Below are 23887 nucleotides of genomic sequence, written 5' to 3'. Positions count from 1 at the left end.
TTTATTCTCTACATTAACATTAGTGTCCCGCAATACCCAAAACTAATTATAACATAAACAACAGCAAGTATTAAAAGTACTTTTGAAGTTTTAGGCTTTTTGTTTCTTAAAACTAAACCTATAACTGTTAAAATTATTGGAGGCAAAAAGATAATTGCTAGAATTAATAGTATTAGCAATTCCCAACCAGAATCTAAAGTTAATAAATAACTCATACTATTTCATTTTTAAGTTCTTCTAAGTATTTCTTTTTATCATCACGATAAAACAGGTTCATAGTTTCAAACGGAATTATTTTATTGTCTTTATCTACTATATGAACACAAGATTTTTTTATAGCACGAACATCAAAATTATAGGCATCAATAAACTGCATAATAATGACACGAAATAAATTATCGTAACCTAGATTAGGTGCATCAATACTTGGCAAACAACACATTATAGACTTTAGGTTTTCTTCGGCAACTTCAACAGAGTTACCAGTGCTAAAGAGCTCAATCATTTTGCCATGAAGCTGTTCGTCTTGCTCATAAATTATGGTATTTTTGCTATTGTCTAATAAATCGTTTGGGTTTATATATCGTGTTAACGGAAATACTTCGCCGCCTAATTTTAAAGCGTAACCCATTACTAACGCATCAGGATTGCAAGGTACAGGCAACAAATCATCAGGATTGAAAATGCTTGTTTGTTCGAGAATTTTTCGACGCACTTCTGTAAGTGTCATACGATCAGTTTCAGGATTAAAGTTATCTAATCTACCTGCAATTTGTGTAGGCTGAAGCGTAACACCTCTAACGCATTTTTGTTGTAAAGCATATTCAATTACTTTGCCAATTTCGTCATCATTTAATCCTTTTTGGAGTGTTACAACTAAAGTTGTAGATAGGTTTAATTTGTTGAGGTTTTCTATGGCTTGTTTGCGAATATCTCTTAAATCTGCCCCTCGTAATTCTTGCAATACGCTGTTTTGAAAAGAATCAAATTGTAAATAAATTTCAAAATCTGGAGCATAAGTTTTAAGTTTTTCTGCGAAAGCGAAATCCTTTGCTATTTTAATTCCGTTAGTGTTTAACATTAAATGCCTAATAGGAAGCGATTTGGCATAGTCTAAAATCTCAAAAAATTGAGGATGAATGGTTGGTTCGCCACCTGAAATTTGAACCACATCTGGTTCTTTTTCATTCTTTACAATAGTATCAAGCATTTGCTTAACTTCATCTAAAGTACGATGTCTACCATAAGTTGGAGAAGATCCTGCATAACAGGTTGGACAAGTTAAATTACAACGATCTGTAACCTCTACAACGGTTAAGCATGAATGTTGTTCATGATCTGGGCACAAACCACAATCGTAAGGACAACCATAGTGTGTTTTTGTATTAAACGTATAAGGTGTTTCACTAGGCTTGTTATAGTTTCTTATGTTTTTATAATACTCAATATCATCAGCAATAAGCACTTTAGAGTTGCCATGTTCATTGCAGCGTTTAAGCATATATACGTTACTGTTTTCAAAAACAATTTTAGCATCCACACGTTTTAAGCACTCAGGGCATAAGCTTAATGTAAAATCGTAATATGTGTATTTTCTAACTGGCATTTTTAAAACGGTTTAAAATTGTTTTGTGATAATAGAGTAAACAAATTAGACATAAAATTTGAATTGTACTTAAACCTAAAACATAAAACACGTTAGGTTTTAAAAATTCAATAAAGAACCGAAATGTAAAATAGAAAATCATGAACCATTTAAAAAGCGCACCATTTTTTAAGTTTGAATTGTTCTGCAAATGTTTTAAGCCAAAAAATAAAAGGATTAAAAACACTAATTCATATAAAGCAACAGGATGTCTTAGTATATCATCACCTAAGTTCATCCCAAAAACAGAAACTGTTTGTATTCCATAAGTAAACTCGTTTGTTCCAGATAGAAAACAACCAATTCTACCAATAAATATTCCTAGAATAATTGGAAACACAAACAAGTCACCAGATGAGCTGGTTTCGCCTATTACTTTTTTAGCCAATTCAACACCAAGTAAACCTCCAAATAATCCACCCATTATGGTTTTAGTGTTTATAAGCTGAATAAAGTTTTCTTGCGAAAACTCTACTAAAGGGTTTTCTAATAAACCGATTAATCGTGATCCAATTAATGCGCCAAGCGCAGCACCCAGAATAATAGATAATCGGTTAATAGATGAAATGGAGTCTTTACTTTGTTTACGTAAAATCACATAATAACGAAATGCCACAAAAAAAGCCAAATACTCTAAAACAAGGTGAATGTTTATAGAATAACCAAAAAGAATAGGTTCAAAAGGAATTGTCAATAAAGAAGTTATAATAGGTTAAATAACATTGAAGATACGCAATAACTTAAAAAGATGTAATTTTGCTTCAAATTTTTTTAAATCTTGGTAAAAATAGACAACATAGAACTTCCAGATTTCCCATTGCTTTTGGCACCAATGGAAGATGTGAGTGATCCACCTTTTAGAGCCTTATGTAAAGAGCAAGGCGCAGATGTGGTTTATACAGAGTTTATTTCTAGCGAAGGTTTAATTCGTGATGCTGCAAAAAGCGTTATGAAGCTTGATATTTATGAGAAGGAACGACCAGTTGGTATTCAAATTTTTGGAGCCAATTTAGATAGCATGCTAAAAACTATTGATATTGTAGAGAAATCTAATCCAGATATCATTGACATTAATTTTGGTTGTCCTGTTAAAAAGGTAGTGAGTAAAGGTGCTGGTGCAGGTATTTTAAAAGATATCTGCCTTATGGAAAGCTTAACTGCAGAAATAGTTAAACGGACTAATTTACCAGTAACCGTAAAGACACGTTTGGGTTGGGATCACGATTCTATAAAAATTGTTGAAGTAGCCGAACGTTTACAAGATGTTGGCTGTAAAGCTATTTCTATTCATGGACGTACACGTGCACAAATGTATAAAGGCGATGCCAATTGGAAGCCAATTGCAGAAGTTAAAAATAATCCAAGAATGCATATTCCAGTATTTGGAAATGGTGATGTGACATCTCCAGAACGTGCTATGGAAATGCGAGATAGTTATGGATTAGATGGCTGTATGATTGGGCGCGCAAGTATTGGTAACCCATGGTTTTTTAAACAAGTAAAACACTTTTTTAAAACAGGCGAGCATTTAACTCCTATTACCTTAGAAGAACGTGTTGATGCCGCGCGTAGACATTTACAAATGTCTATTGATTGGAAAGGAGAGAAGTTAGGCGTTTTTGAAACAAGACGACATTATACAAATTACTTTAAAGGAATTCCAGACTTTAAACCTTACCGAATGAAAATGGTAACTAGCGATGACCCTAAAGATGTGTTTGCTGCTTTTGATGAGGTATTAGATAAATTTTCTAATCATCAATTCTCTTAAGAATTCACGAAATTTTTAGTAATTCTCCTCGAGGCAAGCTTAGAGGCTAAAACGCCTAAAATAATAATTGTAGCCAAAACAATTAAAAAATTAAAAAGCTTCATTGCTACAGGATAAGGTAAAGACGGTGTAATCATAATCAACGAAAATTGCTGTTGAAGAAATACAATAACAACACCTAAAATTAAACCTATAAAACCACCTAAAACAGTCATTAAACTGCCTTGTAGAAAGAAAATTTTTCTTATGTCTTTAGCTGTTGTTCCTAAATTAAATAAGGTAGTTACAGAGGCTTTTTTATCAAGTATCATCATAATTAAAGCACCAATAACATTAAATAAAGCGATTATAATAACGAGTGTGAAAATAAGATAAACAGCTATATTTTCGGTGTTTAACATTTTATACAAAGCATCATTTAATTGCGACCTGTCTTTTACATCAACTGTATTATTAAAAACAGTTAAAATAGCTTCCTTAATAAGTGTTTCATCCGTTCCTTTATCTAGCTTTATTTCTAATGAAGACACTTGGTTGTCCTTATAATTTAAGAGGTGTTTAGCGGTTTCTAGAGAAGAAAAAATGTACTCATTATTAAGTTCTTCATTAATATCAAAAATCCCACTATTATTTGTACTTATAGTATTAAAAGCACTCTTTACTGAGCTAATTTGACCTTTACCTGGTTTGGGGACAGAAATAGATATAGCCTTTGCATAGTCAAAAATACCAATAGATAAATTATTAGAAATACCAAGACCTGTAACCACTTGATTTGAACCTTTTGAAAACCATTTCCCATAAAAAATCATTGTATCAATTTGTGTGACCTGGTTGTAGTTGTCGTCAACACCTTTAAGTGTTACAATTTGACGTTTTCCATCAAACTCAACAATAACGCTTTCTTCAATAATTTTTGAATAAGATGTTACGCCTTTTATTTTATTAATTGCTAATAAATTATCATTAGACACTAAAAACGATTTGCCTTGTTGTGGTACTATTTTTAAATCTGGATCAACAAAAGAAGAAAACTCTAAACTATAATCTTTTAGTCCAGAAAAACCAGAAAGCACAATATAAAGTGCAGCAGAAGTTATTATTATTCCTAAAGCCGCAATTAAAGTCATAATGTTTATAGCATTATTACTGCTTCTAGAAAACAAATATCGCTTAGCTATATATAATGAGAAATGCATACACAATACTACGAAAAGAAAAACATAAACCGATTACGATTTTTTTCGTTTACTAAGTAAATCAGAATCTTTAATTGGATTATCTTCGCCTTTAAGAGATTTTTCAATACCATCAATATATTCTAAAGAGTCATCAATAAAAAACTCTAAATTAGGCATGCGTCGTAATTGGTTTTTTGTGCGTTGCGCCATTTCATGACGAATTAATGGCGTATTTGAGCGAATACCTTCAATAAGTTCTTTTCCTTTATTATTAGGAAAAACACTAAGGTATACTTTAGCCACAGACAAATCTGTTGTTACGTTTACTTTACTTACAGAAATGATTACACCTCGTAATCCACCATCAGTAGCTGCTTTTTGTAATATATCTGCAAGATCCTTTTGTAATAGTCCGCCAATTTTTTTTTGTCGTTGCGTTAATTCTTCCATTGTCTTAAATTTAAGTCGTTTTACATCATCATCAGTTAAACCAATATAACGACTTTATCAAAAATAAAACCAAGTTTTGGTTTCTAACTGCAAAAATAGGCGATAATTGAGGAATATGTTAACTTTGAACGCACAAAAGAGTCAATGTAATTAATAAGGTTTCCGTTTTCACGGAAAATGAATATGAAGAAAATAGAACATATAGGTATTGCAGTTAAAGATTTAGAAGCTTCAAATGAGTTGTTTTCTGCTTTATTTGGAAAGAAACATTATAAAATTGAAGCTGTAGAAAGTGAAGGCGTAAAAACGTCATTTTTTAAAGTAGGTTCTAATAAAATTGAATTACTTCAAGCAACATCAACAGAAAGCCCTATAGCAAAGTTTATAGAAAAAAAAGGCGAAGGAATTCATCATATAGCATTTGCGGTTTCAAATATTGAAAAAGAAATAGACAGATTAACAAAAGAAGGTTTTAAGCTTATTCATAAAACACCAAAAAAAGGAGCAGATAATAAGTTAATTGCTTTTTTGCACCCAAAATCTACAAATGGTGTTTTAATTGAGTTGTGCCAAGAGATAAAGAAATAAAAATTCTTGTAGAGTTTTAAAATATATAGTAATATTGCACTCGCTTTAGTAATAAAGTATATTGACACAAGTCAATAGGTCCCATAGCTCAGTTGGTTAGAGCACCTGACTCATAATCAGGTGGTCCTTGGTTCGAGCCCAAGTGGGACCACTTTTAAAATCAAGCACTTACAAATTTATTGTGGGTGCTTTTTTATTGCTAATTTACTAACTTTTTTAGTTACTCCGTAAATAAGTGCATAACAACGATTTACATTATTTTTTTTGTGTTTTTATTTTTTAAAGATATATATTTGAACACACATATGTAATAAAAAACACACAAATTTGATTAACGCATTTCGTCGAAGTTTTTTGCGTTTCAAGGATTTTTTATCACTTATTTATTTTGTTAACTGTTATTTTTTTTTACATTTACAAACTCATGAAAATACAAAACAAGAAATTTATTGCCTCAATCTTATTTGTATTAATAAGTTTTGTATGCGTTGCGCAAATTACAGATAATCCGCAGCCACCACCACCTGCGCCTCCTGGTCCACCAGGATTTCCAATTGATGATGCCATACCTTTTGTTTTAGTTTTAGCTATTTTTTATGGAACAAGAATAGTCCTAAAACAAATTAAAAAGGTTAATTAATTTTTTAAAGCGTATAATTTTTGAATGTATTTACCAAGTACATCAAATTCTAAATTAACCTTACTATCAATTCTAAATTTATTAAAGTTTGTATGCTCAAAAGTGTAAGGTATTATTGCTACGCTAAATTCATTTTTTTTAGAATCTACTACAGTTAAGCTAACACCATTAACAGTTACTGAGCCTTTTTCTATAGTAATATTATTTAATGCAGAGTCATAAGAAAACGTAAAAAACCAACTTCCGTTTTGATTCGTAATAGATTTACATATTGCAGTTTGATCAACATGCCCTTGTACAATATGTCCATCAAGCCTATCACCTAGTTTCATAGCTCTTTCAAGGTTTACAATATCTCTTTTTTTAAGTAGACTCAAGTTCGTTTTATCTAAAGTTTCTTTTATTGCTGTAACAGTATATTCATTGTTATTAATACTTACCACAGTCAAACATACGCCATTATGTGCTACACTTTGATCTATTTTTAATTCAGAAGTTATATTACTTTCAACAGTAATGTGAAGGTTTTCATTTTCATATTTAAGATTTGTTACAACCCCAAGAGTTTCAATAATTCCTGTAAACATAATGTCGATTAATTGGTTAAATTTGCAAGGATAAAATTACACACAAAAGATAGCATTTTAATGAAAAACCCTGAAAAAATTAAAGTTGGAATTTCTATAGGAGACTTAAATGGTATTGGAGCAGAAATTATTATAAAAACATTTGAGGATACACGCATGCTAGATTTTTGTACGCCAATTATTTTTGCTTCTAATAAAACAATGATGTTTTTTAAAAAGCACTTTAAAAGCAGTATTAATTTTCAAGGTGTAAATGATGTAAGTCATACTGTTGAAAATAAAATTAATGTAGTTAATGTTTGGAAGGAAAATGTAAATATTGTTTTTGGAAAAGAAGATGCTAACATTGGAAAATATGCTGTTAAATCGTTAGAGTCTGCAACACAAGCTTTAAAAAAAGGGTTAATTGATGTTCTTGTAACCGCACCAATAAATAAACATAATATACAATCTCAAGAATTTAATTTTCCTGGCCATACAGATTACCTGGCTAAAGAGCTTAATGGCAATAGCCTAATGTTTATGGTTACAGATGAGCTTAAAGTAGGTTTACTTACAGATCATGTCCCAGTTAAAGATGTTCCTCAACACATAACTAAACAACGTATTATTGAGAAAATAGAAACAGTTTATACATCACTTGTTAAAGATTTTAGAATTAATAGACCAAAAATTGCAGTTTTGGCAATCAACCCACATGCTGGAGATAATGGTGTTATTGGTGACGAAGATGATAAAATACTAAGACCAACATTACAAGAAATTAAAGAATCTGGTAAACTAGTATATGGCCCATATTCGGCCGATAGTTTTTTTGGTTCAAGTAATTATAAAAACTTTGATGCAGTTATGGCATCGTATCACGACCAAGGCTTAATACCTTTTAAAACAATTTCATTTGGCGAAGGCGTTAATTTTACTGCAGGACTTAATAAAGTGAGAACGTCTCCAGACCACGGAATAGCCTATGAAATAGCGGGAAAAAATCAAGCAAACGAAAGTTCCTTTAAAGAAGCAATATTTACAGCTATTAAGATTTTTAGAAACAGAAATGAATATGAAAAAGCATCTAAAAACCCGTTAAAGAAACAGCCAAAAAAGATATAAACAATTTTTGTTTACAACAAACGATTGGTATCAAATTTTTTTATATATTTGCAGGCTCAAAATGAATGTGATTATGAAGCCCTTTAAGGATTATATTATACCATTTATTGGTTTAAAAGTAGGAAAGCACCATTTTGATTATCAAATTGATAATAAGTTCTTTGAAGATTTTGAGTATGAGGATTTTAATAATGTAAATGTTAAAACAGATTTAGTTTTTGAAAAAAAGACAACACTGTTAGAGATACATTTTGAAATTGAAGGCATTGTAAACATCAATTGTGATTTAACAAACGAACCATTTAACCAAGAAGTAAAAGGTGATTTTGATTTAGTTGTTAAGTTTGGAGATGATTACAATAATGAACATGAAGACATACTAATTATTCCTCATGGTGAGTACGAAATCAATGTTGCACAGTATATTTATGAATTAATCATATTATCTGTACCAGCAAAACGAGTTCATCCAGGAGTATTAGACGGTAGCTTAAAGTCAGACATACTTGATAAATTAGAAGAGTTAAGCCCAAAAGGCTTAGACGAAAAAGAAGAAACATCTGAGGCAATTGATCCTCGTTGGAATACATTAAAAAAACTATTAACGGATAAATAACATATAAAATGGCACATCCTAAAAGAAAAATTTCTAGAACTAGAAGAGATAAAAGAAGAACACACTATAAAGCAACTGTTCCTCAAATTGCTACGTGTCCTACTACAGGAGAAGCACACTTATACCACAGAGCTCACTGGCACGAAGGTAAGTTATATTACAGAGGTCAAGTATTAATTGACAATTCTGAAAAAGAAGAAAATTTAGCATAATTATTATGCATGCATATAAGAAAACGCTCATTTATGAGCGTTTTTTTGTGTTTAATTTCTCAAAGTCTCAAAAACAACTTAATTTGCAAAATATTAAGCCAAAATTTAGTAAATTCACTAATTATTTGCTTGTTTTTGGCGCTTTTTGCCATTTTTACGGTTTAATTAATAATTAACAATGAGTAAAATCACAGCTGCAATTACTGCATTAGGAGCTTATTTGCCTGAATATGTATTAACTAACCAAATATTGGAAACAATGGTTGATACAAATGACGAATGGATTACTTCACGAACAGGTATTAAAGAAAGACGTATTTTAAAAGATCAAGGAAAAGGAACTTCTTTTTTAGCTATTAATGCGGCTAACGATCTAATTTCAAAAAAGGGAATAGACCCAAAAGATATAGAGTTGGTCATTGTTGCAACAGCAACACCAGACATGAAAGCTGCTTCAACAGCAGCATATACAGCAACTGAGATTGGAGCTACAAATGCATTTTCGTTCGATTTAGAAGCGGCGTGTTCTAGTTTTTTATTCGGAATGTCTGTTGCCTCTAGCTACATAGAATCAGGAAAATATAAAAATGTTCTTTTAATAGGAGCAGATAAAAACTCTTCATTTATTAATTATGAAGATAGAGCAACATGTATCATTTTTGGTGATGGAGCTGGAGCTGTTTTGTTTGAAGCTAACCATGAAGGTTTAGGTCTTCAAGACGAACTTTTAAGAAGTAATGGCGAAGGCAGAGAGTTTTTGCAAGCAACATATGGAGGCTCATCGTATCCGTCAACACCAGAAGCCGTAGCTGAAGGTAAACACTATGTTTTTCAAGATGGAAAAACAGTATTTAAAAATGCCGTTTTTAATATGGCTGATGTTGCAGAAAAAATATTAAAAAGAAACAATCTTACAAACGAAGATATTTCTTGGCTTGTAGCGCATCAAGCAAACAAACGTATTATTGATGCTACAGCTAACAGAATAAATTTAGAAGAAGATAAAGTAATGATGAATATCCAAAAATACGGAAATACAACATCTGCAACTTTACCTTTATTATTGAATGATTATGAATCTCAACTAAAAAAAGGAGATAATCTTATTTTTGCTGCTTTTGGAGGTGGATTTACTTGGGGCTCAATCTATTTTAAATGGGCTTATAATTCTTAACACTAAAACTAACTAATTAACTAATTTAATAATTATGGATATTAAGGAAATTCAAAACTTAATCAAATTTGTCGCTAAGTCTGGCGCAAGTGAGGTTAAATTAGAAATGGACGATATAAAAATCACCATTAAAACAGGTGATGAGAAAGGTGAAACAACAACCTATGTTCAGCAAATACCTGTTAATGCTCCTGTAGCACAAGCACCTGTCGTGGCAGCAGCTCCTGTAGCCGAAGCAGCTCCTACAACTCCTACACCAACTAACGATAATGATTCAAAATATATAACGATTAAATCTCCAATTATTGGAACGTTTTATCGTAAACCTTCACCAGACAAACCTGTTTTTGTTGAGGTTGGAACTTCAATTAACGAAGGTGATGTGCTTTGTGTCATTGAAGCAATGAAACTATTTAATGAAATAGAATCTGAAGTTTCTGGAAAAATTGTAAAAATATTAGTTGATGATTCTTCTCCAGTAGAATTTGACCAACCATTATTTTTAGTAGATCCATCATAACCAAATTTAAAGTTCCAAAGTAAAAATCCCAACCTGTTGGAATTTGGAATTTGAAATTTTAAATACTAAGAAGTTATGTTTAAAAAAATACTAATAGCCAATAGAGGAGAAATAGCACTACGTGTTATTAGAACCTGTAAAGAAATGGGCATCAAGTCGGTAGCTGTATATTCTACTGCAGATGCAGAAAGCTTACACGTAAAGTTTGCTGACGAAGCAGTATGTATTGGACCTGCACCTAGTAATGAGTCTTATCTTAAAATGTCAAACGTTATTGCAGCGGCTGAAATTACTAATGCAGACGCAATTCATCCTGGATACGGATTCTTATCTGAAAACGCAAAATTTTCTAAAATATGTGAAGAGCATGATATCAAATTTATAGGAGCATCTCCTGAAATGATTGATAGAATGGGAGATAAAGCAAATGCAAAAGCGACAATGAAAGCTGCTGGCGTACCATGTGTTCCTGGAAGTGAAGGCGTTATTGAAACATTTGATGAATGTAAAAAAGTAGCAGCAGAAACCGGATATCCAGTGATGCTTAAAGCTTCAGCTGGTGGTGGCGGAAAAGGGATGCGTGCCGTTTGGAAGCCTGAAGACTTAAAAGATGCTTGGGATTCTGCAAGACAAGAATCTAAAGCAGCATTTGGTAATGATGATATGTACATGGAAAAACTTATTGAAGAGCCACGTCATATCGAAATACAAATTGTTGGTGATTCTCGAGGTAAAGCATGTCATTTATCAGAACGTGATTGCTCAGTACAACGTCGACATCAAAAATTAACAGAAGAAGTTCCTTCGCCATTTATGACGGAAGAATTAAGAGATAAAATGGGTAAAGCTGCGGTAAAAGCTGCAGAGTATATTAAGTATGAAGGCGCTGGAACTGTAGAGTTTTTAGTGGATAAACATAGAAATTTCTATTTCATGGAAATGAATACGCGTATACAAGTTGAGCATCCAATTACAGAACAAGTAATTGATTTCGACTTAATACGTGAGCAAATCCTTGTAGCGGCAGGAGTTCCAATTTCTGGGAAAAACTATACACCAAATTTACATTCTATCGAATGTAGAATTAATGCTGAAGACCCATTTAATGATTTCAGACCATCTCCAGGTCGCATTACAACATTACATGCTCCAGGTGGACATGGCGTGCGTTTAGATACGCATGTTTATGCTGGTTATGTAATTCCTCCAAATTATGATTCTATGATTGCTAAGTTGATTACGACAGCGCAAACAAGAGAAGAAGCAATTAACAAAATGAAACGTGCTTTAGACGAATTCGTTATAGAAGGTATTAAAACCACGATTCCGTTTCACAGACAATTGATGGAGCATCCAGATTATTTAGCAGGAAACTACACCACTAAGTTCATGGAAGACTTTGAAATGAAACCTGAAGAAGATTAGATAAAAAAAACTCCGAAAGTAATTTCGGAGTTTTATTTTAGTAATATGAACTTATCGTATTGGGAAATAAAAACATGGTTAACAAATGTAGACTTTGCTGTTATTGGTAGCGGAATTGTTGGCTTGAATTGCGCTTTAAAACTTAAAGAGCGTTTTCCGAAGGCTAAAATTTTAATTCTAGAAAAAGGAACATTGCCACAAGGCGCAAGTACTAAAAATGCTGGATTTGCTTGCTTTGGAAGTTTAAGCGAAATTATTGAAGATTTAAAATCGCATTCAGAAACTGAGGTGCTTCAACTAGTAGAGAAACGAATTAAAGGGTTACGACTACTTCGAGAAACTTTAGGCGATGAAAAATTAGATTATAAGGAGTTAGGTGGTTATGAGTTGTTTAAGGAAGGTGATGGTTTATTTGAAAATTGTATTTCAGAAAGAGTGCGCATAAATTCCTTTTTAAAACCTTTATTTGATAACGATGTATATAGTCTTAAAGCAAATAGTTTTGGCTTTACTAAGATTAAACCTCAGTATGTTTTTAATCTGTTTGAAGGGCAAATTGATACAGGTAAAATGATGGCATCATTGACGAAATTAGCATTAAAAAACGGAATAAATATTTTAAATAACATTCAGGTTGAAGAATTTACTGAAGACATTAATTCAGTAAAAATAAAGACTAATCAATTTGAGTTTTCGGCTTCAAAACTACTAATTGCTACTAATGGTTTTGCTTCGCAACTATTAGATGAGAGTGTTAAACCTGCTAGAGCACAAGTCTTGATTACTAAACCAATTAAAAATTTACATATAAAAGGAACATTTCATTTAGATAGAGGTTATTATTATTTTAGAAATATAGATAATAGAATTTTATTTGGTGGCGGAAGAAACTTAGATTTTAAAGTTGAAGAAACCACTCAATTTGGGCAAACCCAAGTTATACAAAATAAGCTTGAAGAACTATTGCAAACCACAATTTTACCAAACACACCTTTTGAAGTAGATTATCGCTGGTCTGGTATTATGGGTGTTGGTGATCAGAAAAAAGCCATTGTAAAACAAGTCTCTAACAACGTGTTTTGCGGAGTAAGACTAGGTGGAATGGGAGTTGCTATTGGTAGTCTTGTTGGTAAAGAATTAGCGGATTTAGTATAAATGAATATCAAACAGCAATTATATAATTTGTGTAGTGAATTTGTTGAAAACCGTTTGCAAACTATTCAAAAATCCATTCATGAGATTCAAGAGTCTCTAACAACAGAAACTAAAAGCAGCGCTGGAGATAAACATGAAACAGGTAGAGCAATGTTGCAATTAGAACGTGAAAAAATTGGACAACAATTAGTTGAAACACAAAGATTAAAAGCAATACTTTCCAAAATAGACATTTCTAAAGAGTCTAATATTGTAAGCTTAGGAAGTATGGTTTACACGTCGCAAAACAATTATTTTATAGCAGTAAGTGCTGGAGCATTAAAAATAGACGAAGATGTATTTTATGCTATTTCTGCCAATACACCAATAGCTAGACTGTTACTAGGAAAGACAGTTGGAGAGATTGTTAGTTTTAGAGAAAACACGTTTGAGGTTAGTTTGGTTACTTAATTTTTTCTAAAAATAGAGTTTGTCCTTTTTGTAGTTCTTTAAGATGAAAAAAGAATATGGTTTTACTTTCAAATTCAGCCTCTATTAAGCAATAGTTTCCTTTAAAATAAGACTGTTTCACAATAACTTTAAGATTAGATTTCTCAGTAAGTTGAAGCTGATGTGCGTAGATAATTTCTCCACGAATTATATTATATTCACCAAAAAACGAAGCAACTAATGGTGTTTTAGGGTTTTTGTATAAAATTTCTGGTGTGTCGATTGCTAGTACTTTAGTATTATCTAAAACCAACATTGTATCTGCATAACCTAGAACATCTTCTTTGTCGTGAGTTGCAACAATACAGGCAATATTTTTTTCTTTTAAATATTTAAATAACCTTCTTCTTAAAGATTGTTTTTTAAAATTATCTATGTGACTAAATGGCTCGTCTAGAAGAATAATTTCTGGCTGTTTTGCTATGGCTCTAGCAAGTGCTACACGTTGTTTTTGTCCGCCACTTAATAATTTTACTTTGGTTTTAGCAAAATTTGTTAACTCAACAACTTCTAATAGCTCTGTAATACGTTCTTTTTTTTCTTTTGGAAAGAAATTAGAAAGGAATTTACCAATATTTTCTTCAACAGAAATAAATGGCATCAAATCAAACTCTTGTGCTACATATTTTATGAAATCATAGCCAATTACTAGATTGTATTCTGGCCCAAGAATTTTTTTATCTTTCCAAAAAATGCTTCCATCATCTAGATTATATTCACCATAGAGTAACTTTAATAAAGTGCTTTTTCCTGAGCCGCTTTCTCCAATAATAGAAAGGTAATCACCAACAGCTAAATTAAAAGAGATATTTTTAAGTATTTGTTTATTGGTATAGCTAAACGATATGTCTTGAACCTGTAACATAAATTAACTTTTTCAGAAGACCAATATAGAACAAAAAAAATCCGCTCATTTATTGAACGGATTTTTTTTGTTCTATTATTTAAACGTTATTGTTTAATAAATTTTTGTGTTTTTATAGAGTTGTTTGATTTAACTCTTAAAATGTAATTACCAGCACTTAATTGAGATACGTCTATTGTATTTGTATTTAAGCTTGCATTCACTACAAGTTTTCCTTCAATATTAAAGATGGAATAAACAGCATTTTCTAAACTATCTGTTAAGTTAATATTTAATGCTTCTTTAACAGGGTTTGGATAAATTACTAAACTGTCATCTAAAGAGTTTTCAAGGTTAGTAAGTGTATCGCCTTCAGTGATTTCTACTGCAGTATTAATTGGAGGACCAAGTATAGTGTCAACATTACCATCATGAGGCCAATAAACCACAATACTATTAATAGATGTATCAGAACCAATACCAAAATGAACATTTAAAGAGCTCATATATCTAAAACCATCTCCACTTTTAACATCTCTTATTTGCGTTCCAGAATCAGTATGAACTTCAACTCTAGCTCCAATACCATTTATATTACTTTGTACACCAGTTAAGTGTATTTTTACCCAATTATTATTTGTTTCTGCGTTGTTAAGATATATATTTCCGTTAGAAAATGAATCAATATAGCCATCATTGTTTAAATCACCATAAGCGCCAGCTCCAGGAAATACATCTTCATATACAGAAAACGTTAAATCACCGTTACCAAATAGTACATTTCCACCTGATACTAAATCAAGATTTCCGTCATTATCAAAATCATAAGTAGTTGTTTCTGTTGATGTAGCAGTTAAGAGGTTTACGCCAGAAGCTCCTGAAACATTAGTAAATGAAACGGCATTTGGAGGGTTATTTACATAGGGATCTATGTTATTTCTTAGAAGTTTATGTGAACCAGAACTTGCCCCAATAAAAAGATCCATATCTCCATCATTATCAAAATCTCCCCAAGCAGAAGACCAAGTTTGTATGTTATCATTTAAACCATAATCTGCAGAATTTTCAGTATAATTCTCATTTCCATCATTAGTGTGTAATTGATTTATTGGGCCACTACCACATTTAGCTATAAACATATCTAAATCTCTATCATTGTCATAATCTATCCAAATTGAACCATAATTACCAGTAATATCACCTAAACCACCTTGAATTTGCGTTAAATTACCAGAGCCATCATTAATAAAGTATACGTTGGCACTTACATCGTGACATACAAAAGCGTCTAAATGGCCATCATCATTAATGTCTACAAAATTTGTACGTTGAGAAAAAATATCTAGTACATTATAATCTGTAGAAAACTCTGTAAATCCTGTTCCTGAGTTATTTGACCTCATAAAGGTAACACCATCACCATTACCATACATTAAATCGGTATATCCATTTCTGTCATAATCTCCTGCGGCCATACTCCAACTAGGAAGCCAATCGGCAGAAGGTGTTGTTATATTTTTAGTAACAAATCCACCATTAACTTGTTCTCTAATGTTTACATTAGTTGATGAAACAGATACAAGGTCATCTAAAAAATCTCCATTCATATCTACAGCAGCTAGTTTATAATTACCGCTAGACCCAGAAGATGATGAGGTAAATGTTACTGGTTGAGCTGGTGGAGGTATAAAATCTACAGCTTCTAAACAAAAAGATACATCAACTAAAGAAGTACCTTGATAGTCATAAATTTGAATCACTAAATCATCACCTACGTTCCATCCATCTAAAAGACCTGTAGAAAAAGTATTAAGACATGAATACTCTATTGCTCCGGTAGAATCCCAAACAACAATTCCTGGGTTTCCTGGGTTTTGAGAAGAGAAACTAAGACCGTTAGTAGTGGCGGTCCAAGTAAAAAACTGATCTAAACCAGAAGATGTACATGACCCTTGAATACCACTGTCTGTTGTTCCGTCAGAGGAGAATGGTAAATTGAATATAGTAGCACAGCTATTACCTTCTGGAGAAGGTGTAATTGGTATTGCTCCACCAAATAAATCATTTGCTGGTTGTGCAATTGCTTGAAAGCTAAAAATAAAGCTTACAAGAAGTGAAAAAAGTAATTTTGATTTCATGAGGTTGTTTTTAAAATTGATATTTATTGGCATTCTCCAGTATTAAGAGAGTTTATCCATTGTTCGATTAATTGAACACCTTCTTCGTGCTGCAAAGTTCTTCCTAATAAAGGCATTTTATATTGTTGTTGTATTGTACTTATTCTAAAATGTAATAATGAGTTATTAATATTACCAGGGACAATAATTCTAGTGTAAGGAGAAACTTGTGTTTGTGGCGGAACACAAATACCCATATTATAATCATCATCATTTTCATTAAAAGCAAAACGCATTGTTCTATACTCACAGTAACTTTGGTCTGCATGACAGTGTGCACAATTAATGTCTACATATGATCTTACTCTATCATTTAAAGGTAAAGATTCATCATCCCATTTAACTGTCGAAACAATTGTAGGAGGTAAATTATCTTCTAAATAACCAAATTCTATCCACTTACTTAATTGATTTGAAATACCATTAGAATAAGTATAGTCTCTATTTAGGTTTTGAGGTTTTGGACCAATAGGAATTGGTATAACATTTTTATTATGGCATGTAAAACAATCTGCTCTTGATGGAACCTGATAGTTTACAGATTTTAGATTACCATCTTCAATCCAGTCAAGAGAAACAAAACTTGAGCTATCAGTAAATGTTGCTTCTGTTTGACTTTCGTTCCAAACATAGTTTGCAAAATCCCATCCGCTTTCAGTTTTATACATTAAGCGCGTTTCAATAATTCTTGTTGTATTGTTAGGTTGAACACCATCATAATAAAAGTTTTTTATTAAAACAGCTCCAACAGGAAAATTTAAAGGAGTAAAATCATTTTCATATACAGCTTTTGATCCTTCTGGCATCCACACAAATCTTTTTTTATGAGCATAATCACTAAATAGGGTAGAATTTAAATCGTAAGGAAGCACACCAAAAACGGGTTCTAAGTTATGTAGTTCTCCTTCATAAAAATTATATTCAGAAAGGGTTGCATATGGCATAGTCTCTAAATCTATAATTACAGGAGATACTGGAGTTACGGTTATTAAAACAGTTTCAGTAGAACAACTTCCTTCACTATTACATAGTGTATAGGTAAAAGAGTCATTACCAACAAAATTTGAATTTGGAGTATATTTAATGGTATCATCTGAAGGATTAGTAACAGTATTGTTATTATCTAACACTTCTATTGTTGCGTTTTGCGAATTAGATACAGTTAAAGAACCATTAGTAGGAACATTAGAATCGTTTGATAACACATTAATCTCTATTGAGCTATTTTGTTGCATTTCAAAATTATCTGTTGTTGTTTCAATTATTATAGGCACGTAGTTATCATCCGAAGCGCATGAAAAAATCATAGCTAAGCAGACAAAAAAATAAAAATATTTATAATACCTACACAACATAACAATTATATATTAACCAAAATAAACTGGTGGGAAAAGTTAATATAATTTAAACTTTACAGCAAATTTGGGTATCGAATATAGTTATTAACCTCGTGTTTAAGTAATTAATTAGTTGTATTGCATAAATTTACAGACGAGTAGGAATATGTGTATTTATTTTTTTAACTTAAATCAAGTCATTAGCAATTAAATATTCTGCAATTTGTATTGCGTTTGTAGCAGCTCCTTTTCTAAGGTTATCACTTACAATCCATAAATTTAAAGAATTTGGCTGTGAGCCATCACGTCTAATACGTCCCACAAAAACATCATCTTTTCCTTCTGCATAGATTGGCATTGGATAGGTGTTGGTGTCAATATTGTCTTGTATAACAATGCCAGAAGTATTGTTTAAAAGTTGACGCACGTTGTTGATATCAAAATCATTTTCAAATTCTATATTTACGGCTTCACTATGACCTCCAGAAGTTGGTATACGAACAGCAGTAGCTGTAACAGCAATTGTTCTATCATCAAGAATTTTTTGAGTTTCTCTTACCAATTTCATCTCCTCTTTGGTGTAGCCGTTTTCTTCAAACACATCACAATGCGGAATTGCATTTCTGTGTATTGGATACGGATAAGCCATTTCTCCTTTAACACCAGTAAGTTCATTTTCTAATTGTTTAACTGCTTTTACACCAGTACCAGAAATAGACTGATAAGTAGAAACAACGATACGTTTAATTGTATATTTTTTATGAAGAGGTGCTAACACCATAACCATTTGTATTGTTGAACAGTTAGGATTGGCAATAATTTTATCTGCTTTTGAAAGTTGCGTTGCGTTAATCTCAGGAACAATGAGTTTTTTTGTTAAATCCATTCGCCAAGCTGATGAATTATCTATAACTGTTGTGCCAACTTCAGCAAATTTTGGAGCCCATTCTAAGGATGTATTTCCGCCAGCAGAAAACAAAGCAATGTCTGGTTGTTTTGAAACAGCATCTTCAAGACTGGTTACAGTATAACTTTCACCTTTAAAAGAAATAATTTTACCTACTGAACGTTCTGAAGCAACAGGAATAAATTCTGTAATAGGAAAATTACGTTCTTTAAGAACGTTTAACATAACATTACCTACCATGCCAGTAACACCAATAACAGCTATTTTCATTATAATCGTGTTTTAGATAAGCAAAAGTAATTATTAATTTAGTTCAACATTCTAAAAATTTATATAAAAAAACCCACAACTAAAAAGAAGTGGGTTCTATATTTTAATGTTTAAAAGACACTATTTTTTTAACGCATCTCTAATTTCTGTTAATAAATCAATTTCTGATGGTCCAGCAGGTGCTGGTTCTTCAGCAGGCGCTTTTGTTTTATTATAGGCTTTTACAATTAAAAACATTATAAAGCCTACAATTAATAAGTTAACAATTGTGTTAATCCATGCCCCATAAGTAATTACAGCTGCTCCTGCTTCTTTTGCGGCAGCAACAGTTGCGTATTCTTTTCCATCCATTGCATAATGAAGTTCGGCAAAATCCATTCCACCAGCAAAATATCCAACAAACGGCATAGCAATATTATTTACAAAACCATTGATAACTCCACCAAGAGCTCCAGCCATGATTACAGCAACTGCAAAATCAATCACATTCCCTGTCATTATAAAATTCTTAAATTCTTTAAACATAATTTCTTGTTTAGTTAGTTAATAGATTACTAAAATAACTAAAAAAAAGAAATGTTAAAATAGACGAGAACGATTGTTATACAAGCTTTCTTTTAATACGTTGAGAAACGCCAGTAATTACTTCGTAAGAAATAGTATTTACAGTTTGTGCAAAAATACTTGCTGAAGGTTTTTCTCCAAAAATAATAACTTCATCACCTTCTTTACAATCAATATTGGTGATATTAACCATAATCATATCCATACAAACGTTACCAATAATTAATGCTTTTTTATTATTAATAGTTACAAAGCCGTTTCCGTTACCATATTGACGACCAATACCATCAGCATGACCAATTGGTAGTGTTGCCGTTTTTAAAAAGCCATCACTTTTAAAAGCTCTATTGTAGCCAACAGTTTCTCCTTTTTCTATATGATGAATTTGTGAGATAATAGATTTAAGTGTTGCTACAGGTTTGAGGTTTTTATTTTCTTTTTCTGAATTTCCAAAACCATATAGACCAATACCACTTCTAACCATATCTAAATGTGCCTCAGGATAATTTAAAATTCCAGAGGTGTTGCAAATATGCAACAAAGGTTTATAGCCTAAGCTTTCAATCATGTTTTTTGAAATAGTTTTGAAGCTCTCAATTTGTTTTAAAGTAAATTCTTTTTCATTTAAATCTTCACTAGCTGCCAAATGAGAAAAAATAGAACTTATTTTTATTGAAGACGTTTCAGCTATTTTTGAAGTTATATAATCTATGTCTTTTTCGCAAAACCCCAATCTGTTAAGCCCAGTATTAAATTTTATATGAATAGGATAACTGGTTTGTTTTTCTTGTTGAGCAACGGCTATAAATTCATTTAAAATCTTTGCATTATATAGGCTTGGTTCGAGACAGCGCTCGATTAGAAGTTTAAAATTTACAGCTTGCGGATGTAAAACTAAAATAGGTTTTGTAATACCAGCATTTCTCAAAGCAACACCTTCATTAACATAAGCAACTGCTAAATAATCTACATCTAATTTTTGAAGATATTTTGCAATTTCACAAGCGTCACTTCCGTAAGCAAAGGCTTTAACAACAGCTAAAAATTTGGTATTGGTGTTTAATTTTGACTTTAAGTATTCAAAATTATGCTTGAGTGCTTTTAGGTTAATTTCAAGTACAGTTTCTTGAGCTTTAGGCATTAGAATTCTTTTTTTTAGCAGAAATTTCTTCAGGATCATTCACCTTCATATTCCTAACTTTATCACGCAGCATTGCTTTATAAAAAGCTGCACGACTTAAAGGTTCATACTCATCAACTTCACCAAGCAATACAAGGTCATTGCTTTTAGCTTTTCTATAACTGTATTGTGCTAAATTACCAGTTCGGGTACATATAGCATGTACTTTGGTAACATACTCAGCTGTAGCCATTAAATTTGGCATAGGTCCAAAAGGATTTCCTTTAAAATCCATATCTAAACCAGCAACAATAACACGAACACCTTTGTTGGCTAAGTCGTTACATACACGAACAATTTCATCATCAAAAAACTGAGCCTCATCAATACCAACGACGTCGCAACCATCTGCTAGAATAGGAATATTAGCAGCAGCAGGAACAGGAGTTGAACGAATTTCGTTTGAGTCGTGAGACACAACCATATCCTCATCATAACGCACATCTATAGCAGGTTTAAAAATCTCTACTTTCTGGCGCGCAAATTGAGCACGTTTAAGTCTGCGAATCAATTCTTCGGTTTTACCAGAAAACATTGAGCCACAAATAACTTCAATCCATCCAAATTGTTCTTTATGATTTACTGTATTTTCAAGAAACATTTCGTAATTTTAACACTAAAACAAAGCTATTATTCGTTTGTATAAAGGTGGCGTAAATTTATTAAAAATCAAAAGCATAAATTAGATTAAATCTTAAAAAAGTTATGAAGAAGAAGCTAGAATCTGAATTAATAAGCATAGCACATAGAATTCTTAAACTTAAAGGCAAGGAAGATGTTGTAAAATTGCATGCAGAAGTTACTGTTTTGCATGAAAAATTATCTGTTTTAAAGTTTGCACACCAAAATTTTGAAGGTGATTTACCAACTATTGGTAGTGATTCTTCATTTTTTGGAATGCTAGATGCTGCTTTTAATAATAAGGTTAGTGATAATATAGAGCTCGAAGATAAAATTTACATCAACCTTGATGATGTTGAGCAAGATGATATTATGGAGCCTGTAATGGAGAAAATTAAAGACATGGTTGCTCAAATGCCATCAGAAACACAACAAGTTGATGCTGTTTTTGAAGCTGCAATTCCTAAAACAAATCACTACAAAAATGATTTAGAAGAAATTACAGCAGGTTTTGTAGATATGCCAGTTTTTGAGCCTGTATCTAAAGACAAAGACGACACAAAAAAGTCTTTAAACGATAAGCTTAAAACCAGAGGATTAACTATAGGTTTAAATGATAAATTAGCGTTTATTAAGCATTTATTTGATGGTAAAACAGAAGATTATGAGCGTGTACTTTCTCAACTTAATACTACAACATCGTTAAACGATGCAACAAGTTTAATTCAAAATATTGTAAAACCAGACTATAATGGTTGGCAGGGAAAAGAAGAATTTGAAACTCGTTTTATGGAAATCATTGAAAGTAAGTTTGATTAATGAGCAAACTTTATATTGTACCAACGCCAATAGGAAATTTAAAGGACATCACTTTTAGAGCTATTGACGTTTTAAAAACAGTCGATTTAGTTTTAGCTGAAGATACACGTACATCGGGAAAGCTCCTCAAGCATTTTGAGATTAGTACACATATGCAATCACACCATATGCATAATGAACATAAAACGGTTGAAACTATAATAAATAAGCTTAAATCAGGTATGAGTATTGCGCTAATTAGTGACGCAGGAACGCCTGCAATATCTGATCCTGGGTTTTTATTAACACGTGCTTGTATAGAAAATAATATAGAGGTTGATTGTCTTCCCGGAGCCACAGCATTTGTTCCAGCATTAGTAAATAGCGGTTTACCAAATGATAAGTTTGTGTTTGAAGGATTTTTACCTGTAAAGAAAGGTCGACAAACACGACTTTTATTACTAGCCGAAGAAACCAGAACCATGATTTTTTACGAATCACCTCATAAGCTTATAAAAACATTAGGTCATTTTTGTGAATATTTTGGAGAAGACAGATTAGTTTCAGTATCTAGAGAACTTACAAAACTATACGAAGAAACCATTAGAGGCACAGCTAAAGAAGTTTTTGAGCATTACACAAATAAACATCCAAAAGGGGAAATAGTAATTGTAGTAGCTGGTAAAAAGTAGCAGCTTGATTATTCTGAATTTATTTCAGAATCACATTATTTTTGGATGAGAAACTGAAACGAGTTCAGTTTGACGAGAATATTGGTTTTAATAATTAGTATGCAAGATTTACTTCATGATATACGACAATGTCGAATTTGCGATAAATATTTGCCACTTGGTCCACGACCAATTGCTACAGCACATCCAGAATCTAAAATTGTAATTATTGGTCAAGCACCAGGAACAAAAGTTCATGCATCTGGAACTCCTTGGGATGATGCTAGCGGAAGACAATTACGTAAATGGTTAAATGTATCGGATGAAGATTTTTATGACGAAACTAAATTTGCCATTATACCAATGGGATTTTGTTATCCAGGAAAAGGAAAAACAGGCGATTTGCCACCACGACCAGAATGCGCTCCTCAATGGCACAAGCCGTTATTTGATTTAATGCCAAATGTTGAATTGGTAATTTTAATAGGTATGTATGCACAGAAATATTATTTAAAAGAGAAAGCAAAACGCACATTAACTGAAACCGTTGCAAATTTTAAAGACTATCTGCCAAAGTATTTGCCTTTGCCACATCCTTCGCCACGAAATCGTTTTTGGCTCACTAAAAACCCTTGGTTTGATATTGAGGTTGTGCCTGAGTTGCAAAATATTGTCCACAAATTAATATGAAAACAGTTTTTGTAACTTGTCATTCAGTGCGAAGTGAAGAATCTTTATTCTTATTGATTTTGCAATTTCTCTAATTATAAAAAAGCATATAATTATAAGAACTAAATCCCATTTGTTTTCTAATATTAAAATCATAATCTTTAAATATTTCTGCTAATCTAAAACTAGTCAGAGTATTTAATCGTGACATGGTTTAATAACCTAGAATTAAATTAACTGGATTTATAATTCAAAAATGCTGAATTTCAAATCTTTAAAATAGGACAAC

The 23887-nt window shown here is 31.8% G+C and carries 27 protein-coding genes and 1 tRNA gene; 14 read left to right on the top strand and 14 right to left on the bottom strand.

What is annotated here, in order from left to right; translation table 11 throughout:
- Positions 1–8: 8 nt before the first annotated feature.
- From BXY80_RS04275 to BXY80_RS04265, 3 genes are read right to left on the bottom strand one after another with little or no spacing between them, the layout of a single operon-like run.
- Complete coding sequence (locus BXY80_RS04275) at positions 9–215, bottom strand: hypothetical protein (protein WP_120199961.1); 207 nt, start codon at positions 213–215, stop codon at positions 9–11.
- Positions 212–1606, bottom strand: a complete 1395-nt coding sequence (locus BXY80_RS04270) for a radical SAM protein (protein WP_120199960.1) — start codon at positions 1604–1606, stop codon at positions 212–214. The genes BXY80_RS04275 and BXY80_RS04270 overlap by 4 nt, the downstream gene beginning before the upstream one ends.
- Complete coding sequence (locus BXY80_RS04265; RefSeq protein WP_120199959.1) at positions 1596–2339, bottom strand: prolipoprotein diacylglyceryl transferase; 744 nt, start codon at positions 2337–2339, stop codon at positions 1596–1598. The genes BXY80_RS04270 and BXY80_RS04265 overlap by 11 nt, the downstream gene beginning before the upstream one ends.
- 84 nt (positions 2340–2423) lie before the next feature.
- On the opposite strand from BXY80_RS04265, the gene dusB reads away from it, so the two are divergent.
- Complete coding sequence (gene dusB / locus BXY80_RS04260) at positions 2424–3416, top strand: tRNA dihydrouridine synthase DusB (RefSeq protein ID WP_120199958.1); 993 nt, start codon at positions 2424–2426, stop codon at positions 3414–3416.
- Here dusB and BXY80_RS04255 read toward each other — a convergent pair.
- Positions 3413–4546, bottom strand: a complete 1134-nt coding sequence (locus BXY80_RS04255; RefSeq protein WP_317124926.1) for an ABC transporter permease — start codon at positions 4544–4546, stop codon at positions 3413–3415. The genes dusB and BXY80_RS04255 overlap by 4 nt on opposite strands.
- Before the next feature lie 102 nt (positions 4547–4648).
- A complete protein-coding gene (gene rbfA / locus BXY80_RS04250; RefSeq protein ID WP_120199956.1) occupies positions 4649–5047 on the bottom strand; it encodes a 30S ribosome-binding factor RbfA in 399 nt (132 codons plus the stop codon).
- Between the two features lie 183 nt (positions 5048–5230).
- On the opposite strand from rbfA, the gene mce reads away from it, so the two are divergent.
- Together mce and BXY80_RS04240 are read left to right on the top strand one after the other, a co-directional pair.
- Entirely contained in the window at positions 5231–5635 is a 405-nt protein-coding gene (gene mce, locus BXY80_RS04245; RefSeq protein ID WP_120199955.1) for a methylmalonyl-CoA epimerase, read from the top strand.
- A 77-nt stretch (positions 5636–5712) separates the two neighbouring features.
- A tRNA-Ile gene (locus BXY80_RS04240) sits at positions 5713–5786 on the top strand.
- 263 nt (positions 5787–6049) lie between these two features.
- On the opposite strand, the gene BXY80_RS13890 is transcribed toward BXY80_RS04240, so the two are convergent.
- Together BXY80_RS13890 and BXY80_RS04230 are read right to left on the bottom strand one after the other, a co-directional pair.
- A complete protein-coding gene (locus BXY80_RS13890; protein ID WP_162843265.1) occupies positions 6050–6202 on the bottom strand; it encodes a hypothetical protein in 153 nt (50 codons plus the stop codon).
- A 69-nt stretch (positions 6203–6271) separates the two neighbouring features.
- Positions 6272–6862 carry a riboflavin synthase gene (locus BXY80_RS04230; RefSeq protein WP_120199953.1) on the bottom strand — a complete coding sequence of 197 codons (591 nt, stop codon included), beginning with the start codon at positions 6860–6862 and terminating at the stop codon, positions 6272–6274.
- Between the two features lie 60 nt (positions 6863–6922).
- Here BXY80_RS04230 and pdxA point away from each other — a divergent pair, with 60 nt between their 5' ends.
- From pdxA to BXY80_RS04190, 8 genes are all read left to right on the top strand, one after another.
- Positions 6923–7969, top strand: a complete 1047-nt coding sequence (gene pdxA, locus BXY80_RS04225) for a 4-hydroxythreonine-4-phosphate dehydrogenase PdxA (RefSeq protein ID WP_120199952.1) — start codon at positions 6923–6925, stop codon at positions 7967–7969.
- Positions 7970–8042: 73 nt separating this feature from the next.
- Positions 8043–8585, top strand: a complete 543-nt coding sequence (locus BXY80_RS04220) for a YceD family protein (RefSeq protein ID WP_120199951.1) — start codon at positions 8043–8045, stop codon at positions 8583–8585.
- A gap of 8 nt (positions 8586–8593) precedes the next feature.
- Positions 8594–8797, top strand: coding sequence for a 50S ribosomal protein L32 (gene rpmF, locus BXY80_RS04215; protein WP_120199950.1), 204 nt, complete (start codon positions 8594–8596; stop codon positions 8795–8797).
- 178 nt (positions 8798–8975) lie between these two features.
- On the top strand, positions 8976–9971 hold the full coding sequence (locus tag BXY80_RS04210) for a beta-ketoacyl-ACP synthase III (RefSeq protein ID WP_120199949.1): 996 nt from the start codon (positions 8976–8978) through the stop codon (positions 9969–9971).
- Positions 9972–10005: 34 nt separating this feature from the next.
- A complete protein-coding gene (gene accB / locus BXY80_RS04205; protein ID WP_120199948.1) occupies positions 10006–10491 on the top strand; it encodes an acetyl-CoA carboxylase biotin carboxyl carrier protein in 486 nt (161 codons plus the stop codon).
- A 75-nt stretch (positions 10492–10566) separates the two neighbouring features.
- On the top strand, positions 10567–11916 hold the full coding sequence (gene accC, locus BXY80_RS04200) for an acetyl-CoA carboxylase biotin carboxylase subunit (RefSeq protein WP_120199947.1): 1350 nt from the start codon (positions 10567–10569) through the stop codon (positions 11914–11916).
- Between the two features lie 45 nt (positions 11917–11961).
- The gene (locus BXY80_RS04195) at positions 11962–13071 is read left to right on the top strand and encodes an NAD(P)/FAD-dependent oxidoreductase (RefSeq protein WP_120199946.1); all 1110 of its coding nucleotides are present in this window, start codon (positions 11962–11964) and stop codon (positions 13069–13071) included.
- Positions 13072–13521 carry a GreA/GreB family elongation factor gene (locus tag BXY80_RS04190; RefSeq protein ID WP_120199945.1) on the top strand — a complete coding sequence of 150 codons (450 nt, stop codon included), beginning with the start codon at positions 13072–13074 and terminating at the stop codon, positions 13519–13521.
- Here BXY80_RS04190 and BXY80_RS04185 read toward each other — a convergent pair.
- The 7 genes from BXY80_RS04185 to BXY80_RS04155 form a co-directional block, all read right to left on the bottom strand.
- Positions 13514–14425, bottom strand: a complete 912-nt coding sequence (locus BXY80_RS04185; RefSeq protein ID WP_120199944.1) for an ABC transporter ATP-binding protein — start codon at positions 14423–14425, stop codon at positions 13514–13516. The genes BXY80_RS04190 and BXY80_RS04185 overlap by 8 nt on opposite strands.
- Positions 14426–14511: 86 nt before the next feature.
- Positions 14512–16542: an FG-GAP-like repeat-containing protein gene (locus BXY80_RS04180; RefSeq protein WP_162843264.1), complete on the bottom strand. Its 2031-nt coding sequence runs from the start codon at positions 16540–16542 to the stop codon at positions 14512–14514.
- A 23-nt stretch (positions 16543–16565) separates the two neighbouring features.
- A complete protein-coding gene (locus BXY80_RS04175) occupies positions 16566–17888 on the bottom strand; it encodes an Ig-like domain-containing protein (protein WP_120199942.1) in 1323 nt (440 codons plus the stop codon).
- Positions 17889–18105: 217 nt separating this feature from the next.
- Positions 18106–19095, bottom strand: a complete 990-nt coding sequence (locus BXY80_RS04170) for an aspartate-semialdehyde dehydrogenase (protein WP_120199941.1) — start codon at positions 19093–19095, stop codon at positions 18106–18108.
- Between the two features lie 120 nt (positions 19096–19215).
- Positions 19216–19620: a large conductance mechanosensitive channel protein MscL gene (gene mscL / locus BXY80_RS04165; RefSeq protein WP_120199940.1), complete on the bottom strand. Its 405-nt coding sequence runs from the start codon at positions 19618–19620 to the stop codon at positions 19216–19218.
- Positions 19621–19696: 76 nt separating this feature from the next.
- Positions 19697–20800, bottom strand: a complete 1104-nt coding sequence (alr, locus tag BXY80_RS04160; RefSeq protein ID WP_120199939.1) for an alanine racemase — start codon at positions 20798–20800, stop codon at positions 19697–19699.
- A complete protein-coding gene (locus tag BXY80_RS04155) occupies positions 20793–21440 on the bottom strand; it encodes a thymidine kinase (protein WP_120199938.1) in 648 nt (215 codons plus the stop codon). Before BXY80_RS04155 ends, alr begins: the two co-directional genes overlap by 8 nt.
- A gap of 104 nt (positions 21441–21544) precedes the next feature.
- Between BXY80_RS04155 and BXY80_RS04150 the strand changes: the two genes are divergently transcribed.
- The 3 genes from BXY80_RS04150 (at position 21545) to BXY80_RS04140 (ending at position 23619) form a co-directional block, all read left to right on the top strand.
- Positions 21545–22279, top strand: coding sequence for a hypothetical protein (locus BXY80_RS04150; RefSeq protein ID WP_120199937.1), 735 nt, complete (start codon positions 21545–21547; stop codon positions 22277–22279).
- Positions 22279–22950, top strand: coding sequence for a 16S rRNA (cytidine(1402)-2'-O)-methyltransferase (gene rsmI / locus BXY80_RS04145; protein WP_120199936.1), 672 nt, complete (start codon positions 22279–22281; stop codon positions 22948–22950). Before BXY80_RS04150 ends, rsmI begins: the two co-directional genes overlap by 1 nt.
- Before the next feature lie 99 nt (positions 22951–23049).
- The gene (locus BXY80_RS04140) at positions 23050–23619 is read left to right on the top strand and encodes a uracil-DNA glycosylase family protein (protein WP_120199935.1); all 570 of its coding nucleotides are present in this window, start codon (positions 23050–23052) and stop codon (positions 23617–23619) included.
- Positions 23620–23887: the final 268 nt, after the last annotated feature.

It is taken from the genome of Ichthyenterobacterium magnum (genome assembly GCF_003610635.1).
Taxonomy (GTDB): domain Bacteria; phylum Bacteroidota; class Bacteroidia; order Flavobacteriales; family Flavobacteriaceae; genus Ichthyenterobacterium; species Ichthyenterobacterium magnum.
The sequence above is the reverse complement of the archived record's forward strand: the minus strand, read 5'-3'. Positions and strand labels throughout refer to the sequence as shown.